The following is a 20,527-nucleotide window of genomic DNA, read 5'->3' on the forward strand; positions in this document are numbered from 1 at the left end:
CATGAGCGACCCTCAACAAAACGCCGCCAGCGCACAGCCGCAGAACAACGGGAAGCGCAAACGGATGATGACGCTGCTGATCGCGGTCATCGTGATCGCGGCCATCGCGTACGGTCTGTACTACTTCCTCGTCGCGCGCTTCCATGAAGAGACGGACGACGCATACGTGAACGGCAACGTCGTGCAGATCACGCCGCAGGTCACGGGTACCGTGATCGCCGTGAAGGCCGACGATACGCAGACGGTCAAGGCCGGCGATCCGCTGGTCGTGCTCGACCCGGCCGACTCGCAGGTCGCGCTGCAGCAGGCCGAGGCCAACCTAGCGCAGACGGTGCGCCAGGTGCGCGGCCTGTTCGTCAACGACGACCAGTACCGCGCGCAAGTCGCGCTGCGCCAGTCCGACCTGTCGAAGGCGCAGGACGACCTGCGCCGCCGGATGGCCGTCGCACAGACGGGCGCCGTGTCGCAGGAAGAAATCTCCCATGCACGCGACGCGGTGCGCGCCGCGCAGGCGTCGGTCGACGCCGCGCAACAGCAGCTCGCATCGAACCGCGCACTGACCGCGAACACGACGATCGCGTCGCACCCGAACGTGATGGCCGCGGCAGCGAAGGTTCGCGACGCGTACCTCGCGAACGCGCGCAACGTGTTGCCCGCACCGGTCACCGGCTATGTCGCGAAGCGCTCGGTTCAGGTCGGCCAGCGCGTGTCGCCGGGCAACCCGCTGATGTCGGTCGTGCCGCTGAACGCGGTGTGGGTCGACGCGAACTTCAAGGAAGTCCAGCTCAAGCACATGCGCATCGGCCAGCCGGTCGAATTGACCGCCGACATCTACGGCTCGTCGGCCGTCTACCACGGCAAGGTCGTCGGCTTCTCGGCCGGCACGGGTTCGGCGTTCTCGCTGCTGCCGGCGCAGAACGCGACGGGCAACTGGATCAAGGTCGTGCAGCGCCTGCCGGTGCGTATCGAGATCGATCCGAAGGAACTCGAGAAGCATCCGCTGCGCATCGGCCTGTCGATGCAGGTCGACGTCGACATCAAGGACGAGCGCGGCGACCAGCTCGCCAACGCGCAGAACACGGTCTACGAAACGAACGTGTTCGCGAAGTACGGCGACGAAGCCGACGCCGAGATCGCGCGCATCATCGCCGAGAACGCCGGCGGCAACGCGCCCGCACCGGCCGCGGCGAAGTCGAACGCCGCCGCCAAGATGATGTAACGGTTCCGACTCCGGAAAACTATCGACATGGCACAGGCTCCTGTCTCCCACCCGCCGCTGCAGGGCGGGCAACTCGTGCTCGGGACGATCGCGGTATCGCTCGCGGTGTTCATGAACGTGCTCGACACGTCCATCGCGAACGTCGCGATCCCGACCATCTCGGGCGACCTCGGCGTGTCGTCCGACCAGGGTACGTGGGTCATCACGTCGTTCGCCGTCGCGAACGCGATCTCCGTGCCGCTGACGGGCTGGCTGACCGACCGCTTCGGTCAGGTCCGCCTGTTCCTCGCGTCGATCATCCTGTTCGTCATCTCGTCGTGGATGTGCGGGCTGTCGCCGAACCTGCCGTTCCTGCTCGGCTCGCGCGTGCTGCAAGGCGCGGTCGCAGGCCCGATGATTCCGCTGTCGCAAGCGCTCCTGCTGTCGAGCTATCCGCGCGCGAAGGCACCGATGGCGCTCGCACTATGGGCGATGACGACGCTGATCGCGCCCGTCGCAGGCCCGATTCTCGGCGGCTGGATCTCGGACAACTATTCGTGGCCGTGGATCTTCTACGTCAACATCCCGGTCGGCATCGCCGCCGCCGCCGCGACGTGGGCGATCTATCGCAATCGGGAGTCGGCCGTGCGCCGCGCGCCGATCGACGGCGTGGGCCTCGCGCTGCTGGTCATCTGGGTCGGCTCGCTGCAGATCATGCTCGACAAGGGCAAGGATCTCGACTGGTTCGCGTCGACGACCATTATCGTGCTCGCGCTGACCGCTGTCATTGCGTTCGCGTTCTTCGTGATCTGGGAGCTGACCGCCGAGCACCCGGTCGTCGACCTGTCGCTGTTCCGCATGCGGAACTTCACCGGCGGCACAGTCGCACTGTCGATCGGGTACGGCCTGTACTTCGGCAATCTCGTGCTGTTGCCGCTGTGGCTGCAGACGCAAATCGGCTACACCGCGACCGACGCCGGCCTCGTGATGGCGCCGGTCGGGTTGTTCGCGATCCTGTTGTCGCCACTCACCGGGAAGTATCTGCCGCGTACCGATCCGCGCTTCATCTCGACGGCGTCGTTCCTGACGTTTGCGCTGTGCTTCTGGATGCGTTCGCGATACACGACGGGCGTCGACGAATGGTCGCTGACGCTGCCGACGCTCGTGCAGGGTATCGCGATGGCGGGCTTCTTCATCCCGCTCGTGTCGATCACGCTGTCCGGCCTGCCCGGCAACCGCATTCCCGCGGCGTCCGGCCTGTCGAACTTCGTGCGGATCATGTGCGGCGGCATCGGCACATCGATCTTCCAGACCGCGTGGGACCACCGCAACAACTTCCATCACGCGCAGTTGGCCGAGCAGGCGAACCCGTACAACCCGACGTTCAACCAGGCCGTCACACAGATGCGCAGCCTCGGGCTGACGCAGGACCAGGCGCACGGCCTCATCAACAACATGGCCACGCAGCAGGCCGCGCAACTCGGCGTGAACGACCTGTTCTACATCTCGGCGGCGATCTTCGTGCTGCTGATCGGACTGATCTGGATCACGAAGCCGGAGCGCGCGGGCGGCGGCGATGCGGGTGCGGCGGCGTCGGCTGCACACTGAGCACCGCGCTCGAACGAGCGCGCCCAACAAAAAACCCGGTCGATTTCGACCGGGTTTTTTTCGTTCCGACGACGGCGCTTGCGCGTCGCGCGTTACGCAGCCGTCACGACGAGGCGTTCGGGCGCGAGCACGCCGTTGGCCTTGCGCGCCACGCCGAGCAGTCGCTGCGCGTCGTACACGCGCACACGCTCGCCCTCGGCCGCATCGATCGAATCGAGCGCCGACAGCGGCAAGCGCTGGCCGTGCAGGAATCGCTTCGCACTCGTTTCGTCGAGGCGCACCAGCGGAAACGTCGACAGCAACGCGTCGACCGGCTGAAGCCAGGCGTCGCGCGCCGCTTCGGCAGCGTCGGACAGCGCGTCGAGCGTCACCGCATGTTCGAGCGTCAGCGCGCCGACACCCGTGCGACGCAGCATCGTCAGATGCGCACCGCAGCCGAGCGCTTCGCCGATGTCTTCGGCCAGCGTGCGCACATACGTGCCCTTGCTGCAGGTCACGCGGAACGTCACGTCCGGCAATTCACAGGCCAGCAGATCGAGCGCATGGATCGTCACGTTGCGGCCTTCCCGCTCGACGGTCTGGCCCGCACGCGCGTATTCGTACAGCGGCTTGCCATCGCGCTTGAGCGCCGAATACATCGGGGGCACCTGCACGATCTCGCCGGTAAAGCGCGCGAGCGCCGCTTCGACCGCCGCACGGTCGCATTCGACGGCGCGCGTGTCGAGCACGTCGCCTTCCGTGTCGCCGGTGGTCGTGCGCACGCCGAGACGCATCGTCGCTTCGTAGGTCTTGTCCGCTTCCAGCAAGTCCTGCGAGAACTTCGTCGCTTCGCCGAAGCACAGCGGCAACAGGCCCGAGGCCAGCGGATCGAGCGTGCCGGTATGGCCGGCTTTCTTCGCGAGAAGCAGGCGCTTCGCGCGAATCAGGGCGTCGTTGCTCGACAGGCCGACCGGCTTGTCGAGCAGAAGGACGCCATCCAGCGCGCGCCGCGGCACGCGTGGACGCTGGGGAGCTGCAGTCGTCATGGGGCGTGCGCGCTCAATCGTCCTTCGCGGGCGCGTCGGCTTCGTCGTCGTCCTTCGCGCGCGTCGAGTTGGCTTCCTTGATCAGGCGCGACATTTCCACCGCCTTCTCGATCGTCTGGTCGTAATGGAAGTGCAGCGTCGGCACCGTATGGATGTGCAGGCGCTTGAACAGCAGGTTGTGCAGGTGGCCCGACGCGTGGTTCAGCGCTTCCTGCGTCTTGTCCGGATCGCCGGTCAGCGCCGTGAAATAGACCTTGGCATGCGCGTAGTCCGGCGTAAGCTCGACGCTCTGGATGGTCACGATACCGATGCGCGGGTCTTTGACCTCGCGCATGATGAGTTCGGACAGATCGCGCTGAATCTGGTCGGCGATCTGAACGTTGCGATTGGGGGAAGTACGTTTCCTGGACATGATCGATCCGTGATCCGTTTATCAGGATAAAGCGGCGCGCCGTTGGCACGCCACCATGAAAATGGGCGGGACAGGCCCAAGCCTGCCCCGCCCCATGAGCCGATACGCGACGATTACAGCGTCCGTGCGACTTCGGTCACTTCGAAGACTTCGAACTGGTCGCCTTCGATGATGTCGTTGAAGTTCTTCACCGACATACCGCACTCGAAGCCTTGCTTGACTTCCTTCACGTCGTCCTTGAAGCGCTTCAGCGATTCGAGTTCGCCCGTGAAGATCACGACGTTGTTGCGCAGCACGCGAACCGACGACGAGCGCTTGACGATACCGTCGGTGACCATACAGCCGGCAACCGTACCGACCTTCGGCACCTTGAACACCTGGCGCACCTCGACCATGCCGGTCACGACTTCGCGCTTCTCCGGCGCCAGCATGCCCGACATCGCGGCCTTCACCTCATCCACTGCGTCGTAGATGATGTTGTAGTAGCGGATGTCGATACCGTTCGCTTCGGCCAGCTTCCGCGCCTGTGCATCCGCACGCGTGTTGAAGCCGATGATGACCGCCTTCGATGCCGTTGCCAGGTTGACGTCGTTCTCGCTGATGCCGCCCACCGCGCTGTGCACGATCTGCACGCGCACTTCGTCGGTCGACAGCTTGAGCAGCGACTGCACGAGCGCTTCCTGCGAGCCCTGCACGTCTGCCTTGATGATGAGCGGCAGGTTCTGCACTTCGCCTTCGCCCATCTGCTCGAGCATGCTTTCCAGCTTCGCGGCCTGCTGCTTCGCCAGCTTGACGTCGCGGAACTTGCCCTGACGGAACAGCGCGATTTCGCGCGCCTTGCGCTCGTCCGGCAGCACGATCACTTCCTCGCCTGCACCCGGCACTTCCGACAGACCCTGGATTTCGACCGGGATCGACGGGCCGGCTTCCTTCGTCGGCTTGCCGTTCTCGTCGAGCATCGCACGCACGCGGCCGTAAGCCGTGCCTGCGAGCACGATGTCGCCGCGATTCAGCGTACCCGACTGCACCAGGATCGTCGCGACCGGGCCCTTGCCCTTGTCCAGCTTCGCTTCGATCACGATGCCCTTCGCCGGCGCCTCGACCGGTGCCTTCAGTTCCAGCACTTCGGCCTGCAGCAGCACGTTCTCGAGCAGGTCGTCGATACCGGCGCCCGTCTTGGCCGACACCGGCACGAACGGCGAATCGCCACCGTATTCTTCCGGCACGACGCCTTCCGCGACCAGCTCCTGCTTGACGCGGTCCGGGTTCGCTTCCGGCTTGTCGATCTTGTTGATCGCCACGACGATCGGCACGCCACCCGCCTTCGCGTGCGCGATGGCTTCCTTCGTCTGCGGCATCACGCCGTCGTCGGCAGCCACCACCAGCACCACGATGTCGGTCGCCTTCGCGCCGCGTGCACGCATTGCCGTGAACGCTTCGTGACCCGGCGTATCGAGGAACGTGATGACGCCGCGCGGCGTTTCGACGTGGTATGCGCCGATGTGCTGCGTAATGCCGCCCGCTTCGCCCGCTGCAACCTTCGCGCGGCGGATGTGGTCGAGCAGCGAGGTCTTGCCGTGGTCGACGTGACCCATCACGGTGACGACCGGCGGGCGCGGCAGCTGTTCCGCATCGGTACCGGTCTCGCCTTCGACCAGCAGTGCTTCCGGATCGTCCAGCTTCGCGGCAACCGCGCGGTGGCCCAGTTCCTCGACGACGATCATCGCCGTTTCCTGGTCCAGCACCTGGTTGATCGTGACCATCTGGCCCATCTTCATCATCACCTTGATGACTTCGGAGGCCTTGATCGACATCTTGTGCGCGAGATCGGCAACCGAGATGGTTTCCGGCACGTGCACTTCACGCACGATCGGTTCGGTCGGTGCCTGGAACGTCGATGCGCTGTCCTGGTGACGGCCGCGACCCTTCGGGCCGCCGCGCCAGCCGCGGTCGACGCCGCCGCTCGAATCGCCGCGCGTCTTGATGCCGCGGCGCTTCGCTGCGTCGTCCTGCCAGCCGCCCTTGCCGCCGCCCGGCTTCTTGTTGCGGTCGCCCGCGCCTGCCGGTGCCGTCGTGGCCGCCGGCGCTGCACCGGCCGGCTTCTTCACGGCCGGACGTCCCTGCGCGCCTGCGCCCGCCGGCTTTGCCGGCTTGTGCAGCGTGCCCTTCGCTTCGGCCGGCTTCGGCGGTTCCACCGGCTTCGGCGGCTCGACTGCCTTGACCACGGCCTTGCGCGGCGTGTTCATCATTTCGCGGATCGCGCGTGCTTCGGCTTCTGCCGCCGCGCGACGCTTGCTGATCTCTTCCTGCTCGGCGCGCGCCTTGTCCGCCGCCTCGCGGGCAGCATCCTCGGCCTTCTTCGCCGCTTCGCGCTGGGCCGCACGTTCGGCGGCCGCGCGTGCTTCATCCTGCGCGGACTGCGCACCGGCTGCTTCCTGCTGAGCCTCGGCGGCCTGCTGGGCAGCCGCCTGCTGTGCCGCTGCGGCTTCGGCCGCGGCACGCTTCGCCGCCGCTTCTTCCTCGGCACGGCGGCGCTCGGCTTCGGCCGCTTCCTCACGGGCACGGCGCTCGGCTTCCTCGCGCTCGAGGCGCTCCTGACGCTCGCGCAGTTCCTGCGCCTGCTTCTCGAGCAGCTCGGCCTCGCGGCGCGCTTCCTCCTCGCGACGCTTCAGTTCCGCATCGTCGTCCGCTTCGGCGACCTGCGCCTGACCCTGTTCCGCACCCTCGGCCACGTCGTCGCGCTTGACGAACGTACGCTTCTTGCGGACCTCGACCTGAATGGTGCGAGCCTTGCCCGTCGCGTCAGATTGCTTGATCTCCGACGTATGCTTGCGGGTCAGCGTGATCTTGCGCTTGTCGCCGTCGGTTGCGCCGTGTGACTTGCGCAAATGATCGAGCAGACGCGCCTTGTCCGCTTCGGACAGCGCATCGTCTTCACTCGCTTTCTGGACGCCCGCTGCCTGCAGCTGTTCGAGCAGCACACCAGCAGGCATTTTCAGTTCCGCGGCAAATTGGGCTACGTTGTTACTCGCCATTCATTCCTCTTAGTGCAAGGACCGATTCCTTGCGGTTAGCATCGGGTCAGGCCATACGGCCGCCATCAAATCAGTGCGCCATGGTCATTTCTCACTGGAACCAGTGTTCACGTGCTTTCATGATCAACGCCTTAGCGGCATCCTCTTCCATCCCGGTCATATCGACCAGTTCATCCACGGCCAGCTCGGCGACATCGTCGCGCGTCTGCATGCCGTGTTCGGCCAGCTTCGCGAGCAACTCCGGCGTGATGCCGTCGAGGCCCTTCAAATCCAGCGCTGCATTTTCAACCTTTTCTTCGTTCGCGATCGCCATCGTCAACAGTGCGTCGCGTGCGCGGTTGCGCAGTTCGTGCACGGTGTCCTCGTCGAACGCCTCGATTTCGAGCATTTCGTTGAGCGGCACGTACGCGATCTCTTCGAGGCTCGTGAAGCCTTCGTCGATCAGGATGTCGGCAACTTCTTCGTCGACGTCGAGACGCGCCATGAACAGCGAACGCAGTCGGTCGCGCTCTTCACCCTGCTTCAGGGCGGATTCGTCCGGCGTCATGATGTTGATCTGCCAGCCGGTCAGTTCGCTGGCAAGGCGAACGTTCTGACCGCTGCGGCCGATCGCGACAGCCAGCTCGTTCTCGTCGACGACGACGTCCATCGAGTGCTTTTCTTCATCGACGACGATCGACTGGACGGCTGCCGGCGCGAGCGCGCCGATCACGAACTGGGCGGGATCCTCGGACCATAGCACGATGTCGATGTTTTCGCCACCGAGCTCGTTGCGCACGGCCTGCACGCGGGAACCGCGGATGCCGACGCAGGTGCCGATCGGATCGATCCGCTTGTCGTAGGCGATCACGCCGATCTTCGCGCGCACGCCCGGATCGCGAGCGGCTGCCTTGATCTCGAGCAGGCCCTGCTCGATTTCCGGCACTTCCATCTCGAACAGCTTCATCAGGAACTCGGGCGCCGTGCGCGAGAGTTCGATCTGCGGGCCGCGCGCGGTGCGGTCGACCTTCGCGATGTAGGCACGCACGCGGTCGCCCACGCGCAGGTTTTCCTTCGGGATCAGCTGGTCGCGGCGCAGCAGCGCTTCGACACGGCCCGATTCGACGATGAAGTTGCCCTTGTCGAGGCGCTTCACCGTGCCGGTCATGATCTTTTCGCCGCGCTCGAGGTAGTCGTTCAGAATCTGCTCGCGTTCGGCATCGCGCACCTTCTGCAGGATCACCTGCTTCGCGGCCTGCGCGCCGATACGGCCGAACTCGATCGACGGCACCGGCTCCTCGATGAATTCGCCGACTTCGACGTCGGGCTTCTGCTCACGTGCTTCGAACAGCAGGATCTCGCGATCCGGCTCCTGCAAGCCTGCCTCGTCGGGCACGACGAGCCAGCGACGGAAGGTTTCGTGCTCGCCGCTTTCGCGATCGATATGGACGCGGATTTCGGCGCCTTCGTCGAACAGCTTCTTGGAAGCGGAAGCGAGCGCGGCCTCGAGGGCGCCCAGCACCACATCCTTGTCGACGTTTTTCTCGCGCGCCAGCGCATCCACCAGCATCAACACTTCGCGACTCATTATTTGCGGCTCCTAAAGTCAACTTGCGGAATCAGGCGGGCTTTGTCGATATCGGCCAGCGTGAAATCCAGCATGGCTGCCTCGCCCTTCTTCCTCTCAAATTCCAAACCGATCGTTTCGCCATTCGGCGCGTGCAGAATGCCCCGGTACGTCTTGCGCCCGTCCAGCGGCTTTTTCAAGGTCACGGAAACTTCGCTGCCGGCGAAGCGCTCGAAGTCGGCCAGCTTCTTCAACGGGCGGTCGAGCCCCGGGGACGAGACTTCGAGCCGTTCGTAATCGATGTTTTCGACCGTCAAGACGTGCTGGAGCTGACGCGTGACCTTTTCGCAATCTTCGAGCGAGATGCCGGCAGGCTGATCGATGTAGATGCAAAGCATGCCGCGCCCGGTGCGCTCGAGATCCACCAGCTCGTAGCCGAGCCCGGTGACCGTGGTTTCTATCAGTTCCGTCAGTTGCACAGTGTCCTCTCAGGTGTTCGCGCCCGCCGCTCGCGATTCACCCGCGGGCGCGCGCCTTAGCCGGCGCAGGAAGCGCTACCCGAGATGCCTAACCGTTTCAGCAAAAAAAAATGGGCGGAACGCCCATCTTCTTACTGGTGGTCGCACCTGAGCCGCACATTGAATCCGTACGCCCAGCGACTCCGCGATTATAGCGATTTTTGGCGCAAACGCCAAGCCAGCCGGTAAAAGCAGCGTCCAGCCCGCCTTTACCGACCAAAAATGCGAAACCGGACTGTCCGACCAGGCGGCATAGTCCGGCAGCGCGATATATATACAGTCAAAAGCAAACCACGCGGGGCGAGGTGCCGACCCAATCGGACTCATGCCGATATCGCCGGCACACCGGCGGCTTCATGCCGCCGGACGCCACAAACGCTCAGCGGCCCCGCGAGCGATTGCGCTGCGGACGCTGACCGCCGCGCGCACCGCCACCGCCGTTGCCGGCGCCTTCGGCGCGATTGCCGTTGGGATTGCGGTTGCCGCCCTTGCCGCCGCCGCGCTTGCCGCCAGCGCCTTCACGCTTGGGGCCCGCGCCATACGACGCGCGATTGCCATCGACATCGCGACCGCCACCCGAGCGGTTGCCATAGCCTGACGGCGAAACCGGCAAGCTGCCGTAACCGCTCAGGCCGGGCAGGCCCGGAGCGCCGCGCCGGCCGCCACCGCGACGCGGCTGGTCGAGCTGACCATGCGTCGTCAGCACCGGCTCGCGGCCGATGAAGCCCATCGACGTCTGCATCGGATCCGGCTGGCGGCGCTCGGCCTGCCCTGCACCACCGCGCTTGCCCTTTTCCTCGGACGGCGCCTTCAGGCCGACGGTCGCCATCAGCTTGCGCACCTGCGCCTCGTCGAGCTCTTCCCAGCGGCCGCGCTTCAGGCCGCGCGGCAGCGGGATCGGACCGTGACGCGTACGGATCAGGCGGCTCACCATCAGGCCGGCCGCCTCGAACATCCGGCGCACTTCGCGGTTGCGGCCTTCGGCCAGCGCAACGTGATACCAGTGGTTCGTGCCTTCGCCGCCGCCGTCGCGGATGCGCAGGAAGTTCGCCGGGCCGTCATCGAGCTCGACGCCATGCAGCAGTTTCTGCCGCATCCCTTCGGACAGTTCGCCGACGACGCGCACCGCGTACTCGCGTTCGACGCTGTAGCGCGGATGCATGAAGCGGTTCGCGAGATCGCCCGACGTCGTCAGCATCAGCAGGCCTTCGGTGTTGAAGTCGAGACGGCCCACCGCGAGCCATTTCGCCGTCTTCATCGGCGGCAGGCGGTCGAACACCGACGGACGACCTTCCGGGTCCGCGTGGCTGACGATCTCGCCGGTCGGCTTGTGGTACAGCAGCACGCGCGGCGGCTTGTTCGGCAGCTTGCGCTTGACCGGCTTGCCGTTGATGCGAACCTGATCGGTCGGCATGATGCGCTGGCCGATATGCGCGGGCTCACCGTTCACCGACACGCGGCCGGCGACGATCAGCTCTTCCATTTCGCGGCGCGAACCCATACCGGCTTCCGCGAGCACCTTGTGGAGCTTCGGCGCGTCGTCGTCCGGCGACAGCACGCGCTTGTTCGCCGGCTGGCTGCGGCCGCGACGCAGCATCGGCGCACGTACGCCGCTGCCGCCCGCCGAATTGTCCGCGTCGAATGCCGGCGACGTCACATAGGCGAACAGATCGTCCTGCGACGCTGCGTCGCCTTCGGCCTTCGCCGCGCCGCCCTCGGCCTTCGCCGAACCGCCGCGTCGCCCCTGGCCGCCTTGCCCGCCCTGGGCGCCCTTGGCTGCGCCTTCGCGCTTGCCGGCCGGCTTGCGGCCACCCTTGGCCGCACCTTCCTTGCGCGGCGCGCGTGCGGGCTGCGCTTCCGCCGCGTCGGCCGGCTGCGCTTCCGCGCCCTCGCCGCCCTGCGACTCGCCATCGCCCTTCGACTTGGCTGCCGCGCGGCGACGCGCGATCAGGCTGCGCGGGCCGCGCCGCAGGCCGCGGCGGGGACGCTCGTCACCACCCGCGGCCGGAGCGTCCTGCTCCGGCGCATCGTCGGCACGCGCGGCCTGCACGGCAGGCGCGGACGATTCAATATCGTGGATATCAGTCAAAACAACCTCAAAATGTCAGGTCTCGCGCCCGACTCGGGCGCGGCAAGAAGTCGGCCGCGATCAGGCGCGGCGCTGTTCGGGTTCTGCTTCGTCGTCCGGCAGCGCGTCGGCGCCGATGGGCGCGCTGGCACTGCGTACGGCGTCGGCGAGGCTGTCGGACGTATCGTCCAGCAACTCGCCGTCCGCGGGACGGGAGCGTGAGGCGTCGGCCTGGCCAGCCTCGCCCGGCATGTCGCCGGCCGCTTCCGCTCCGTCTCCGGCAACCGCGTCGGCAGCCGGCTTGCGATCTTCCTCGTTCCACACCGCGTGCAGCGGCTCGGGCTGCTCGCCGGCCGGCGCTGCTTCGGCGCCGCCCTGTTCGCTCTGAACGCGATCCGCTTCCAGCGTATCGCGGTTCGGCATTTCCTGCGTCGGCGCGCCTTCCGTTGCGGCGTCGCCCGGCAATTCGTCCGGCCGAACGTGCGACTCGTCCGCCGCCGCCTCGCCGGCTTCCGGCACCGCGTCCGCCGCCGGCGCATCGCCGTCGAAGTCCATCGCCTGCTGCGCGAGCAGCGCGGCTTCGATGTTCGCCGCCGGCTCCTCGAGCGCCGGCAGGTCGTCGAGCGCCTTCAGGCCGAGATCGTCGAGGAACTGCTTGGTCGTCGCGTACAGCGCCGGGCGGCCCGGCACGTCGCGATGCCCGATCACCTCGATCCAGCCGCGATCCTCGAGCTGCTTGACCACCTGCGTATTGACCGTGACGCCGCGAATCTCTTCGATGTCGCCACGCGTGACGGGTTGCCGATACGCAATGATCGCGAGCGTCTCGAGCACCGCACGCGAATATTTCGGCGGCTTCTCGGGATGCAGTCGGTCCAGGTAATGGCGCATCGCCGGCTTGCTCTGGAAGCGCCATCCGGTTGCCAGCGCCACCAGTTCGACACCGCGGCCGGACCAATCCTGTTTCAGATCTTCGAGCAACGTGCGGACCGTGTCAGCCGACACGCCGTCGGCAAAGAGCTTGCGCAAATCGCCGAGCTTCAGCGGTTCCTGCGCGCAGATCAAAGCAGTCTCGAGGACGATCTTCGCCTCTTGGGTATTCATGCAGCTAGGCCAGACCCTGTGGTCAAACGAACCGGATCAACAAACAGACGAAAGGAACGGAAGACGCGCTCGCCCGATTCTGATCGGTCATATTGATGGGAGCACGAACCGGGGGCGGCGAACCAACTTCAAGCCAGGCCCAAACCGGACGGAACAGCACGGTTCAACGACGGAACCGCGTGACTGAGCGCCATCTTACGCAAAATTGCCCGGTGCGTAAAGATGAGCCGAAAGGCCCGCCGCCCGCATGCCGCACCCGCTCCGCCCCCGCTTCAACGCAGGCCTGCGCCGCGCGCGAGGAACGCCCGCAAGCGCTCGACGCCTGCCTCGAGCCGCACCGGATCGCACGCGTAGCACCAGCGCACGAACCCTTCCCCCTCCGGGCCGAACGCGCGGCCGGGCGCCAGCCCGAGCCCCGCCTCGCGCACCAGCGACTTGCAGAACGCAAGACTGTCGTCCGCGCCCGGCAACCGCAGGAACAGGTACATCGCACCCGGCGGAGGCGGCACGTCGACGCCCGGCAACGTGCGCAGCGCGGCGACCAGGTGGTCACGCGCACCGCGCAGCGCCGCGACGAACGACTGCACGAACGGCTCGCCGTCACGCAGCGCGACTTCTCCCGCGGCCTGGATGAAACCCGGCGCGCACGATGTGTTGTACTCGACCAGCTTCGACAGATCGCCCATCACCGACGCCGGCGCGACCAGCCATCCGAGCCGCCAGCCCGTCATCGCCCAGGCCTTCGAGAACGAATTCACGACGATCACCCGCTCGTCGCGCGATGCGATGTCCAGGAACGACGGCGCGCCGTCCGTGCCGAACACGAGCCGCTCGTATACCTCGTCGGCGACCACCCAGATGCCGTGGCGCCGGCAATGCGCGAGCACGACCTGCTGGTCGTCGCGGGACATCACCCAGCCGGTCGGATTGTTCGGCGAGTTGACGAACAGCATCCGCGTGCCGGGCGTCAGCGCCGCGATCAGCCGGTCGACGTCGAGCCGCCAGCCCGCATCGCCATGGCGGAGCGACACGCACTCGACCTGTGCACCGAGGATCTTCGGGATCTCGACGAGGTTCGGCCAGAGCGGCGTGACGGCGACGACGCGGTCGCCCGGGCCGACCAGCAATTGCGCGGCCAGCATCAGCGCGCTCACGCCCGAACTCGTCACGGCGATCGTATCGGCCGCCGTCGCACCGTGACGCGCACCGACATAGGTCGCAATCGCGTTGCGCAGCGACACGGTGCCGAGGTTGTGCGTGTAGAAGGTCGCACCGTCGCGCAGTGCCGCGGCAGCCGCGTCGCGAATGAATTCGGGCGTCACGCGATCGGATTCGCCGAACCAGAACGGCAGCACGTCGGGTACGCCGAAGCCGGCGTTCGCCACTTCCCGGATCAGCGACGGACGCAGCGCCTGAACTGCGCTGCGCGCCGCCGGCTCGCCCGTCGCCGGGCCGACATCTGCGGAATGCGTCATCGAGAACCGCCACCGAGGAACACGATCCGCGTAGTGTACCGGCGTGCGCGCCCGATCCGCACCCTTTCAGTCGAGATCCTCCGCCCGCGCCGGCATCTGGCGCACGAGTTCCCAGATCGCCTGCGCGGCCGGCGACAGCGAGCGGTCGCGGCGGCGCACCAGCTCGACGGTGCGCTCGGTACGCGGCGTCAGCGGCCGCGCGACCAGTGTCGATCCGGCCGGCAGCGGCAGCGACAGCCACGGCTGCACGCTCACCCCGACGCCGGCCTCAACGAGCCCGAACACCGTCGCCGAATGCCCGAGCTCCTGCATGACCGTCGCATTGACCCGATGGGCGGCCAGCGCGGCGTCGATCAGCGGCCGGCTTCCGGACGCATGGTCGAGCAGCACGAGACGCTCGCCGTCGAGCGCCGTCCACGGCACCTCGGCCCGCGCCGCGAGCGGATGATCGGCGCGCGCGACCAGGCAGAACGAGTCGGTCATCAACGGTTCGCATACGAGATCGGCAACGGCGAGCGGCCCGATGACGACGCCGAAATCGACTTCGCTCGACTTCACCTTGCGCAGGACGTCGCTCTGCACGTCGTCACGCAGGCCGAGCGTGACGAACGGGAACTGGCGCTCGCACGACGCGACGACGCGCGGCATCAGCCGGCACGCGATCGTCGGGCTCGCTGCGACGATCACGCGCCCCCGCCGCTGCTCGCCGATCTCGCGAATCTCGCGCAGCGTGTCGTCGAGATCGGCGATCAGGCGGGACACGCTCGCGATCAGGTTCGTCCCGACGTCGGTCAACTGCACGTCGCGCGTCGTCCGGTCGATCAGCTTCAGTCCGAGCTCGGTCTCGAGTTCGCGCACGCAACGGCTGACCGCGGACTGCGTGAGCCCGATCTCGTCGCCCGCGCGACTGAAGCTCCGGAGCCGCGCAACCTCGATGAATACGCGAAGCTGGCGCAGCGTAACGTTCATCCCCTCTCCTCATCAATCGTCGATACCGATGCGCGATTTTAATGCGCGCCATCGTCTTCGATGTGCGAATCCGGCACCGGCAGCACATGTTTCGCTGCGGTGCAATATCGACGCAAACGCACGTAGCACGGGCGACTTGCACAAGATTGGTGATTGTCCTGATTTGCTGGCGGGTTATTTTGGCGTCTTATACGCCCCTAGCTGACTTAGCCGTCAGCCCGCTGCCAAGCGGCTCTCACGGGAATCGCCTCAGACATGGCACACATCGTGCTTTATCTGACGTACAGGGCGCAGGTCGAGTCGGGACAGAGGGCAGAAACGCCGCTGCCGGCCAACCGGAAGCCCCCACCCGGCACTCGACGCTCGAGTGCTTGAAGAGTGCGCGGCGCAGGGCAGCGCACCGGAGTTAGCTTCGCTGAGGTGAGGACATGATGCTGTTCGACGATTTGAGAGATAACGAGTGGGCGCTGGTCGAAGGTCTGTTTTGCTCGGAACCCGCACGCAGTGAACGGCGCGGCCGTCCCCGCGTGGAGGCCCGTTCGGTGGTAAACGCCGTGCTGTGGGTACTGTCGACGGGTGAAGGCTGGTCGAAGCTGCCGGGCCGCTATCCGTCGCCGCCGACCTGCCGCCGTCGCTTCGACGAATGGCAGGCAGACGGCACGCTCGCCGAAATCGTCAAGCGACTCGGCACGAGCGGCCGCCAGATCTCGCTGCGCGGGCGCATCGGGGCGAGCGCGACGAAGCCGCCAGCACCGCCGAGCCGCGACCGGCTGCGCGGCGCCTTCTGGACCAACCCGGAATCCTGGCGCGCCCCCGTGAAGATGGCGTAACGCATGCTCGATCGGGCGGCTTCGGCCGCCCGGTTTCTTTCAGTGCCACGCGCTTTTGCGCGGCGCTCGCGTCGTCGTCGATTGCGCCTGTCGTGCGGCGATACATCTATTTACGATTATTTACAGCAAGCCTGCACTCCCACGCTTACCTTAGCGAAATATCAACAGGCCGCGCCGGTGGCTTGAAGGGAGCCCCGCCATGAAACCAATGTCACTGCTCGTCGCATGCGGCATTGTCATTTCGCTGGCGCTGACCGCCCCCGCTCGCGCGGACGATCGCGCGAAGCCGCCTCACCACCAGCAGGATCATCGGAACACCCTTCGCCAGCAACCGCCCGCCGCGCCGCCCAATCGGCAGACCGTGCCGCGTGGCGATTTGCGCGGCGACATCGCCAGCAACGCGCGCGCGCGCACTGGCTCGCAGCCGACCGACCTGCCGCGTCATCCGTAGTCCGCGGGATTTCGTCAAAGAAAATTACCGGATTCGGGAACTGCCCGACATGCGACGAGTCACATTCGTTGCCATGAGCACAGCGTGGCAACAGCAAAAGTATCCGGTACGCCCGTATCCTCGCGATACGGGCTTTTTTTTGCGTCGTCGGTGGCCGGCGCGCGAGAACGGGAGTGCGCCGCTACAGGCGGCTTTCGAGAATCGCCACGGCGCTCGCTTCGCTCAATGCGTAGTCGTCCATACGGCGATCGGTCCAGGAAAGCAGTTTCTCGTCACGCTCGAGGCGCGCGCATTCGGCACGACCGTTGTCGGTCAGCACCGCGATGTCGACCGGCGCATGGAAACCCGGTGCGGGAGCAACGGTCTTCTGCCTGACCGTGTCCATCAGCCCCAGCGACCGGAGATACTCGAACACGCCCGGGCGGCGCGCCCACGGTACCTGGCGGTACTGCACTCGTCTCAATGCGTCGAGCACCGCTTCGTTGGAATACGTGGTCATCTCGATTCTTTCTTAAAGTGCAGCGACAATGCGAAGCGGCGCGCCGGGCGGGAGCTCCGCCCGCCGATACCGCCACCGATTCTGGGGGCCGACGTTCGGCGTCGCGTCAGGGCCGGATCGTCAGCCGTCCATAAAAAGACACCATACCCCAATCAAATTGATTCTGTTCGATTCATTTGTACTTCTCTTCATCGGTTTCATGCTCTGCCGCAAGCGGCGGCGACTCATCGCGATCGCGAGCGTCGCGCTATTCTGGCTGCTCGCGACAGGCTGGCTCGCCGCGCCGCTCATCGCGTGGACCGAGGCGGGCGTGACGCCGGTCGAGCGCCCCGACATGCATGGCCGGACCACGCTGATCATCATCGGCGCCGGCACGCGGCGCAGCGACACCGGCCTGCGACCGCCTCCCGACGGGGAAGCACGCATCCGCGCGACCGCGGCGCTCTACCGCACGTGCCGGCAGCAGGCCACCCGCTGCACCGTGGTGATGTCGGGCGGCGACCCGCAACGTCACGGCGAAACCGAGGCGGCCGTCTACGGGCGCCTGCTGGTCGCGGCGGGTGTCGCTTCCAGCGACCTCGTCCTCGAGCCGAACAGCCGTACCACCTACGAAAATGCGAAATTCACTACATCTATACTACGCTCACAACATGACGACACGCGCATTCTCGTCACGTCGTCCTATCAGATGCGCCGCGCATTGCTCGATTTCCGCCGCTTCGACATCGATCCGCAACCCGTTTATGCGAACCGCCGGCGCGCGCAAACGGGCTGGCTGCCCCGCTGGCACAACCTGGAAGACGCGAATCAGGCATTGCACGAACTGATCGGCATCGCACAATTCCACGTCTACCGATGGCTCGGCTGGTTTTGATGGCGACGCTTGCACCGGCGGCGAATGCGACGGTGCCGCCCCGGGATGGCATGCGCATGACGGAATGCACGAAGTGTTGCGCGACTTCAACGGGGCCTTGCGCTGTGCCTCGATCCGGTGCACATTGATCCGTCACTTTTGTTACACTCGACACGCACTCGATTGCAGTCGCCAGACAAAACGGCAACATTCGGGTTCATCACCACTTAGCGGAGGTAAAGCAATGAAGAAGACGTCCCTGGCTATTCTGGTCGCGATGTCGGCGCTGACTGGCGCAGCGTATGCGCAAGAGAGCACGCAAATCCAGACCATCACCGACCCGGCGAAGATCGCCGAGATCGAGCAGCGCGCACAGGCACTGCAACAGCAGCAAGCAGCCGAGGCTGCACAGCCGGCGGCGCAGGAAGAGCACCACGGCAAGAAGGCTGCTCACCACAAGGCAGCGAAGAAGGCTGGCAAGAAGGCCGCCAAGGCCGCTCCGGCAGACGCTGCCAGCCAGTAAGTTCGGCGGCACCGCACAAGCGAAAAGCCGAATCCGGGCAACCGGGTTCGGCTTTTTTGGTTGCGGCGCCTGCGCGCTGTGCTAAAGTCGCGCACCGAAATTTTCCACCCGTGCGCACCCCGGTGCGGAGGACAGCATGAGCAACATTCAACTCGACATCGAGTGGACCGAAGCAGCCACTCGCAAGATCAAGCAACTGATGCCGCGCGGCTCGGACGACGCCTTTCTCGCGCTGCCGCCGATCGAGTGCCTGCCGATGGAGGGCGACGTGCTTTTCCTCGGCCCGCAAGGCAAGCAGCAACCGTTCATCGTCGCCGAACGCCAGTATCACCACGACGGCGATGCCGACTGGACGATCATCCTGATCCTTGACGTACCCAGCGCGTCGCACTGACGCGTCGCGGCGGCCGGCAACGCGTCCGGCCGCACCGCCCTGCTCGCACGCGCTGCGACTGCACGCGAACCCCGGGCCGATCGAGCCGGTCCGCGTCCGTTTCGCGATTGAGCGGCGTGTGAGTGGAACGCTCACACACCGCCAACGCGACCTCGCCCTACCGGCGCTCGCCGGATGCGAACCGCGCCGCCCCCACTCCAATTGATTGCGAATCACCGAATCCCGCACAGGCCGGATCGGCGCCCTCGCATTGCGGCCCCACCAAAAAAAATTGCCCGCGCTTCATACGAAGCGCGGGCGAAACCGTCGCCCTACGAGGATAGGCGACGGGGCCATCGAGACCCGCGCGCGGCGCGGATCATCATCGGTTGTGCCCGCGCTCGCAGCGCCGGCATCTGGGGACGTCGAAACCGTTGGTCGGGCGTTCGCGACGCCTGCCCGGTCTCTGGCACCACCCTCCCTGTCCTAACGATTCGAACTAATAAAGCAGTTTGCGTGCCAGGTGCATTTTCGAAAGCACGTCATTGATCCATAAGGATATTTTCCGGGACCATGACGATGTAACACCCGTTCCGCCGCCGTAACGCGCGGATGTTACGTAACGTCACAAGGCGGAGCAGCCGAACGTCCCGCACACGCCGACGTCACGGCGCGCGACCATAAAAAAAGCCCGCCGGGCGGCGGGCTTGTTCGACGAGCGGGATCGTCGCGATCAGCGCAGCTGATTCACGAGCAGCCCCATGATCTGCCGGGCCGGCGACGACGAATCGATCGCACCCGAATCGTCGACGACTGCCACACGCGTCTGGTCGGCCGTCAGCGCCTTCACGTTGACGCGATACTGCTTCGCCTGCTTTTCCTTCTTGCCGTGGAACAGTTGGCTCCAGAAGCCCTGCTCGGCCGCGCTCAGATCCTTCGGATCGACATAACGCACGAAATACAGACCCTTCGTGCGATCGCGATCGTCGACCGTGAAGTTCGCGCGATCGAGTGCGAGGCCGACGTGCAGCCACGACCGGTCGTACGGCTCGCCGAGCGTGACTTCGGACGGCACTGCACTCGTGTCGACGTCGTTCGCTTGCGACGACGTACGCGCGACGTTCTGCGCAGCAATCGCCGCGGCAGCCGCCTTCGATGCGTCGGTATCGGCCTTCTTGTCCTTCTGCACCGTGTTGTCGTTGATGTTCGCGACCGGCGGCTCGCCGTTCTTCGCACGCTGCTCGTTCTGCGCAAGCACCGCCATCAGCCGCTTCAGGTATTCCGTCTCGAGCGCCGGATCGTTCGGCTTCGCTTCCCACTTGCTCGAATCGTTGTTCGCGCCGGTGATCGCCTCGCGCATGCCCTTCTGGCTGACGAACACATAGGTGCCGCCGTTCGGCGCCGAATCGAGGCGCGTGCGGTACTTGTTGCGCTCGGCCGTCACGTACGAATTGCCCATCGCTTTCGAGATCACACTGCGGATCAGGCCGTCGTTGATCTGCGGATGGGTCTCGTTCCAGTCGGTTTCCATCACGCCCTTGTCGCGCTGGTCGACGACGAGCAGGAAGCCCTGCTCCTGCCAGAAGCGGCGCACTTGCGGCCAGATGTCGCCGGGCTTCTTGCCGTCGATCACGAGCCAGCTCTCGGTGCCGTCGCGCTGGATATGCATGCCGGCCACGGCGGGCGCGACGGTATCCGTCGCGGGCGCCGTGTGCTGGACCTGCTGAAGCGCGGACAGGGAAGTCGCGCCGCCCTGCGGCGGCAGCGAACGCTGATCGGCCGTCTCGTCGAGCATGTTGGGCGGCACTGCGAGCGACGCTTCCTTCGATTTCGAATCGCTCTTGTAGTCCACTTTCGTGGGCGACGACGTACCGCAACCGGCGACGAGCGCGCCAGTGGCGAGCACTGCAGCGAACCGCATGGTAAGACGAAGATCAGTCATGTTCGGGGAATCCTCTTCCGCTAAATCACGGCGCTTTCCGTGGATCAACCTTGCATTTTACCGGGGCCGCGCCGGGATGTGCAAAAAAGCGACGGGCA

General features: G+C 65.9%; 17 protein-coding genes and 1 pseudogene. 7 read left to right on the forward strand and 11 right to left on the reverse strand.

The genetic code is table 11. From position 1 onward, the window contains the following. The first annotated feature begins 1 nt into the window (after position 1). Positions 2 to 1,219 (forward strand): efflux RND transporter periplasmic adaptor subunit, encoded by a 1,218-nt coding sequence (locus tag DIE17_RS32910; protein ID WP_044846029.1) that lies wholly within the window; start codon positions 2 to 4, stop codon positions 1,217 to 1,219. 27 nt (positions 1,220 to 1,246) lie between these two features. Next, positions 1,247 to 2,806, forward strand: coding sequence for a DHA2 family efflux MFS transporter permease subunit (locus DIE17_RS32915; RefSeq protein WP_124488903.1), 1,560 nt, complete (start codon positions 1,247 to 1,249; stop codon positions 2,804 to 2,806). Positions 2,807 to 2,898: 92 nt separating this feature from the next. Here the strand turns inward: DIE17_RS32915 and truB are convergent, their stop codons facing one another. From truB to DIE17_RS32960, 9 genes are all read right to left on the reverse strand, one after another. Next, on the reverse strand, positions 2,899 to 3,831 hold the full coding sequence (truB, locus tag DIE17_RS32920; protein WP_124522558.1) for a tRNA pseudouridine(55) synthase TruB: 933 nt from the start codon (positions 3,829 to 3,831) through the stop codon (positions 2,899 to 2,901). A gap of 13 nt (positions 3,832 to 3,844) precedes the next feature. Further along, positions 3,845 to 4,243, reverse strand: a complete 399-nt coding sequence (rbfA, locus tag DIE17_RS32925) for a 30S ribosome-binding factor RbfA (RefSeq protein WP_006495346.1) — start codon at positions 4,241 to 4,243, stop codon at positions 3,845 to 3,847. Between the two features lie 113 nt (positions 4,244 to 4,356). Next, positions 4,357 to 7,278: a translation initiation factor IF-2 gene (gene infB, locus DIE17_RS32930; RefSeq protein WP_124522556.1), complete on the reverse strand. Its 2,922-nt coding sequence runs from the start codon at positions 7,276 to 7,278 to the stop codon at positions 4,357 to 4,359. 91 nt (positions 7,279 to 7,369) lie between these two features. After that, positions 7,370 to 8,845, reverse strand: coding sequence for a transcription termination factor NusA (nusA, locus tag DIE17_RS32935; RefSeq protein WP_044846033.1), 1,476 nt, complete (start codon positions 8,843 to 8,845; stop codon positions 7,370 to 7,372). Beyond that, positions 8,845 to 9,303, reverse strand: coding sequence for a ribosome maturation factor RimP (gene rimP, locus DIE17_RS32940; RefSeq protein ID WP_014897219.1), 459 nt, complete (start codon positions 9,301 to 9,303; stop codon positions 8,845 to 8,847). Before rimP ends, nusA begins: the two co-directional genes overlap by 1 nt. A gap of 418 nt (positions 9,304 to 9,721) precedes the next feature. Then, positions 9,722 to 11,431 (reverse strand): 23S rRNA pseudouridine(2605) synthase RluB, encoded by a 1,710-nt coding sequence (gene rluB, locus DIE17_RS32945; protein ID WP_124522554.1) that lies wholly within the window; start codon positions 11,429 to 11,431, stop codon positions 9,722 to 9,724. Between the two features lie 60 nt (positions 11,432 to 11,491). Then, a complete protein-coding gene (scpB, locus tag DIE17_RS32950; RefSeq protein ID WP_124488900.1) occupies positions 11,492 to 12,514 on the reverse strand; it encodes an SMC-Scp complex subunit ScpB in 1,023 nt (340 codons plus the stop codon). Between the two features lie 272 nt (positions 12,515 to 12,786). Further along, a complete protein-coding gene (locus DIE17_RS32955; protein WP_124522552.1) occupies positions 12,787 to 13,989 on the reverse strand; it encodes a pyridoxal phosphate-dependent aminotransferase in 1,203 nt (400 codons plus the stop codon). 66 nt (positions 13,990 to 14,055) lie between these two features. Next, positions 14,056 to 14,958 carry a LysR family transcriptional regulator gene (locus tag DIE17_RS32960; protein ID WP_124488898.1) on the reverse strand — a complete coding sequence of 301 codons (903 nt, stop codon included), beginning with the start codon at positions 14,956 to 14,958 and terminating at the stop codon, positions 14,056 to 14,058. Positions 14,959 to 15,389: 431 nt separating this feature from the next. On the opposite strand from DIE17_RS32960, the pseudogene DIE17_RS32965 reads away from it, so the two are divergent. Then, positions 15,390 to 15,785 (forward strand): annotated as a pseudogene (locus DIE17_RS32965) (transposase); the annotation flags it as partial. 202 nt (positions 15,786 to 15,987) lie between these two features. Beyond that, positions 15,988 to 16,239: a hypothetical protein gene (locus DIE17_RS32970; protein ID WP_124488897.1), complete on the forward strand. Its 252-nt coding sequence runs from the start codon at positions 15,988 to 15,990 to the stop codon at positions 16,237 to 16,239. A 181-nt stretch (positions 16,240 to 16,420) separates the two neighbouring features. Here the strand turns inward: DIE17_RS32970 and DIE17_RS32975 are convergent, their stop codons facing one another. Beyond that, positions 16,421 to 16,738: a hypothetical protein gene (locus tag DIE17_RS32975; RefSeq protein WP_044846039.1), complete on the reverse strand. Its 318-nt coding sequence runs from the start codon at positions 16,736 to 16,738 to the stop codon at positions 16,421 to 16,423. A gap of 157 nt (positions 16,739 to 16,895) precedes the next feature. Between DIE17_RS32975 and DIE17_RS32980 the strand changes: the two genes are divergently transcribed. The 3 genes from DIE17_RS32980 (at position 16,896) to DIE17_RS32990 (ending at position 18,508) form a co-directional block, all read left to right on the forward strand. After that, positions 16,896 to 17,612 (forward strand): YdcF family protein, encoded by a 717-nt coding sequence (locus DIE17_RS32980; protein WP_124522596.1) that lies wholly within the window; start codon positions 16,896 to 16,898, stop codon positions 17,610 to 17,612. A 223-nt stretch (positions 17,613 to 17,835) separates the two neighbouring features. Next, positions 17,836 to 18,114 (forward strand): hypothetical protein, encoded by a 279-nt coding sequence (locus DIE17_RS32985; protein ID WP_059608570.1) that lies wholly within the window; start codon positions 17,836 to 17,838, stop codon positions 18,112 to 18,114. 136 nt (positions 18,115 to 18,250) lie between these two features. After that, entirely contained in the window at positions 18,251 to 18,508 is a 258-nt protein-coding gene (locus tag DIE17_RS32990; RefSeq protein WP_006486090.1) for a hypothetical protein, read from the forward strand. Between the two features lie 712 nt (positions 18,509 to 19,220). On the opposite strand, the gene bamC is transcribed toward DIE17_RS32990, so the two are convergent. Next, on the reverse strand, positions 19,221 to 20,429 hold the full coding sequence (gene bamC, locus DIE17_RS32995; protein WP_124522548.1) for an outer membrane protein assembly factor BamC: 1,209 nt from the start codon (positions 20,427 to 20,429) through the stop codon (positions 19,221 to 19,223). Between the last annotated feature and the right edge of the window lie 98 nt (positions 20,430 to 20,527).

The sequence above is a fragment of the Burkholderia sp. Bp9099 genome, assembly GCF_003857805.1.
GTDB lineage: Bacteria > Pseudomonadota > Gammaproteobacteria > Burkholderiales > Burkholderiaceae > Burkholderia.

What these genes read in the sequence shown, in the direction of transcription:
- DIE17_RS32910 (WP_044846029.1), top strand. Translation starts at nt 2, where the DNA reads ATGAGCGACCCTCAACAAAACGCCGCCAGCGCACAGCCGCAGAACAAC.
- DIE17_RS32915 (WP_124488903.1), top strand. Translation starts at nt 1,247, where the DNA reads ATGGCACAGGCTCCTGTCTCCCACCCGCCGCTGCAGGGCGGGCAACTC.
- truB (WP_124522558.1), bottom strand. Translation starts at nt 3,831, where the DNA reads ATGACGACTGCAGCTCCCCAGCGTCCACGCGTGCCGCGGCGCGCGCTG.
- rbfA (WP_006495346.1), bottom strand. Translation starts at nt 4,243, where the DNA reads ATGTCCAGGAAACGTACTTCCCCCAATCGCAACGTTCAGATCGCCGAC.
- infB (WP_124522556.1), bottom strand. Translation starts at nt 7,278, where the DNA reads ATGGCGAGTAACAACGTAGCCCAATTTGCCGCGGAACTGAAAATGCCT.
- nusA (WP_044846033.1), bottom strand. Translation starts at nt 8,845, where the DNA reads ATGAGTCGCGAAGTGTTGATGCTGGTGGATGCGCTGGCGCGCGAGAAA.
- scpB (WP_124488900.1), bottom strand. Translation starts at nt 12,514, where the DNA reads ATGAATACCCAAGAGGCGAAGATCGTCCTCGAGACTGCTTTGATCTGC.
- DIE17_RS32955 (WP_124522552.1), bottom strand. Translation starts at nt 13,989, where the DNA reads ATGACGCATTCCGCAGATGTCGGCCCGGCGACGGGCGAGCCGGCGGCG.
- DIE17_RS32960 (WP_124488898.1), bottom strand. Translation starts at nt 14,958, where the DNA reads ATGAACGTTACGCTGCGCCAGCTTCGCGTATTCATCGAGGTTGCGCGG.
- DIE17_RS32970 (WP_124488897.1), top strand. Translation starts at nt 15,988, where the DNA reads ATGAAACCAATGTCACTGCTCGTCGCATGCGGCATTGTCATTTCGCTG.
- DIE17_RS32975 (WP_044846039.1), bottom strand. Translation starts at nt 16,738, where the DNA reads ATGACCACGTATTCCAACGAAGCGGTGCTCGACGCATTGAGACGAGTG.
- DIE17_RS32985 (WP_059608570.1), top strand. Translation starts at nt 17,836, where the DNA reads ATGAAGAAGACGTCCCTGGCTATTCTGGTCGCGATGTCGGCGCTGACT.
- DIE17_RS32990 (WP_006486090.1), top strand. Translation starts at nt 18,251, where the DNA reads ATGAGCAACATTCAACTCGACATCGAGTGGACCGAAGCAGCCACTCGC.
- bamC (WP_124522548.1), bottom strand. Translation starts at nt 20,429, where the DNA reads ATGACTGATCTTCGTCTTACCATGCGGTTCGCTGCAGTGCTCGCCACT.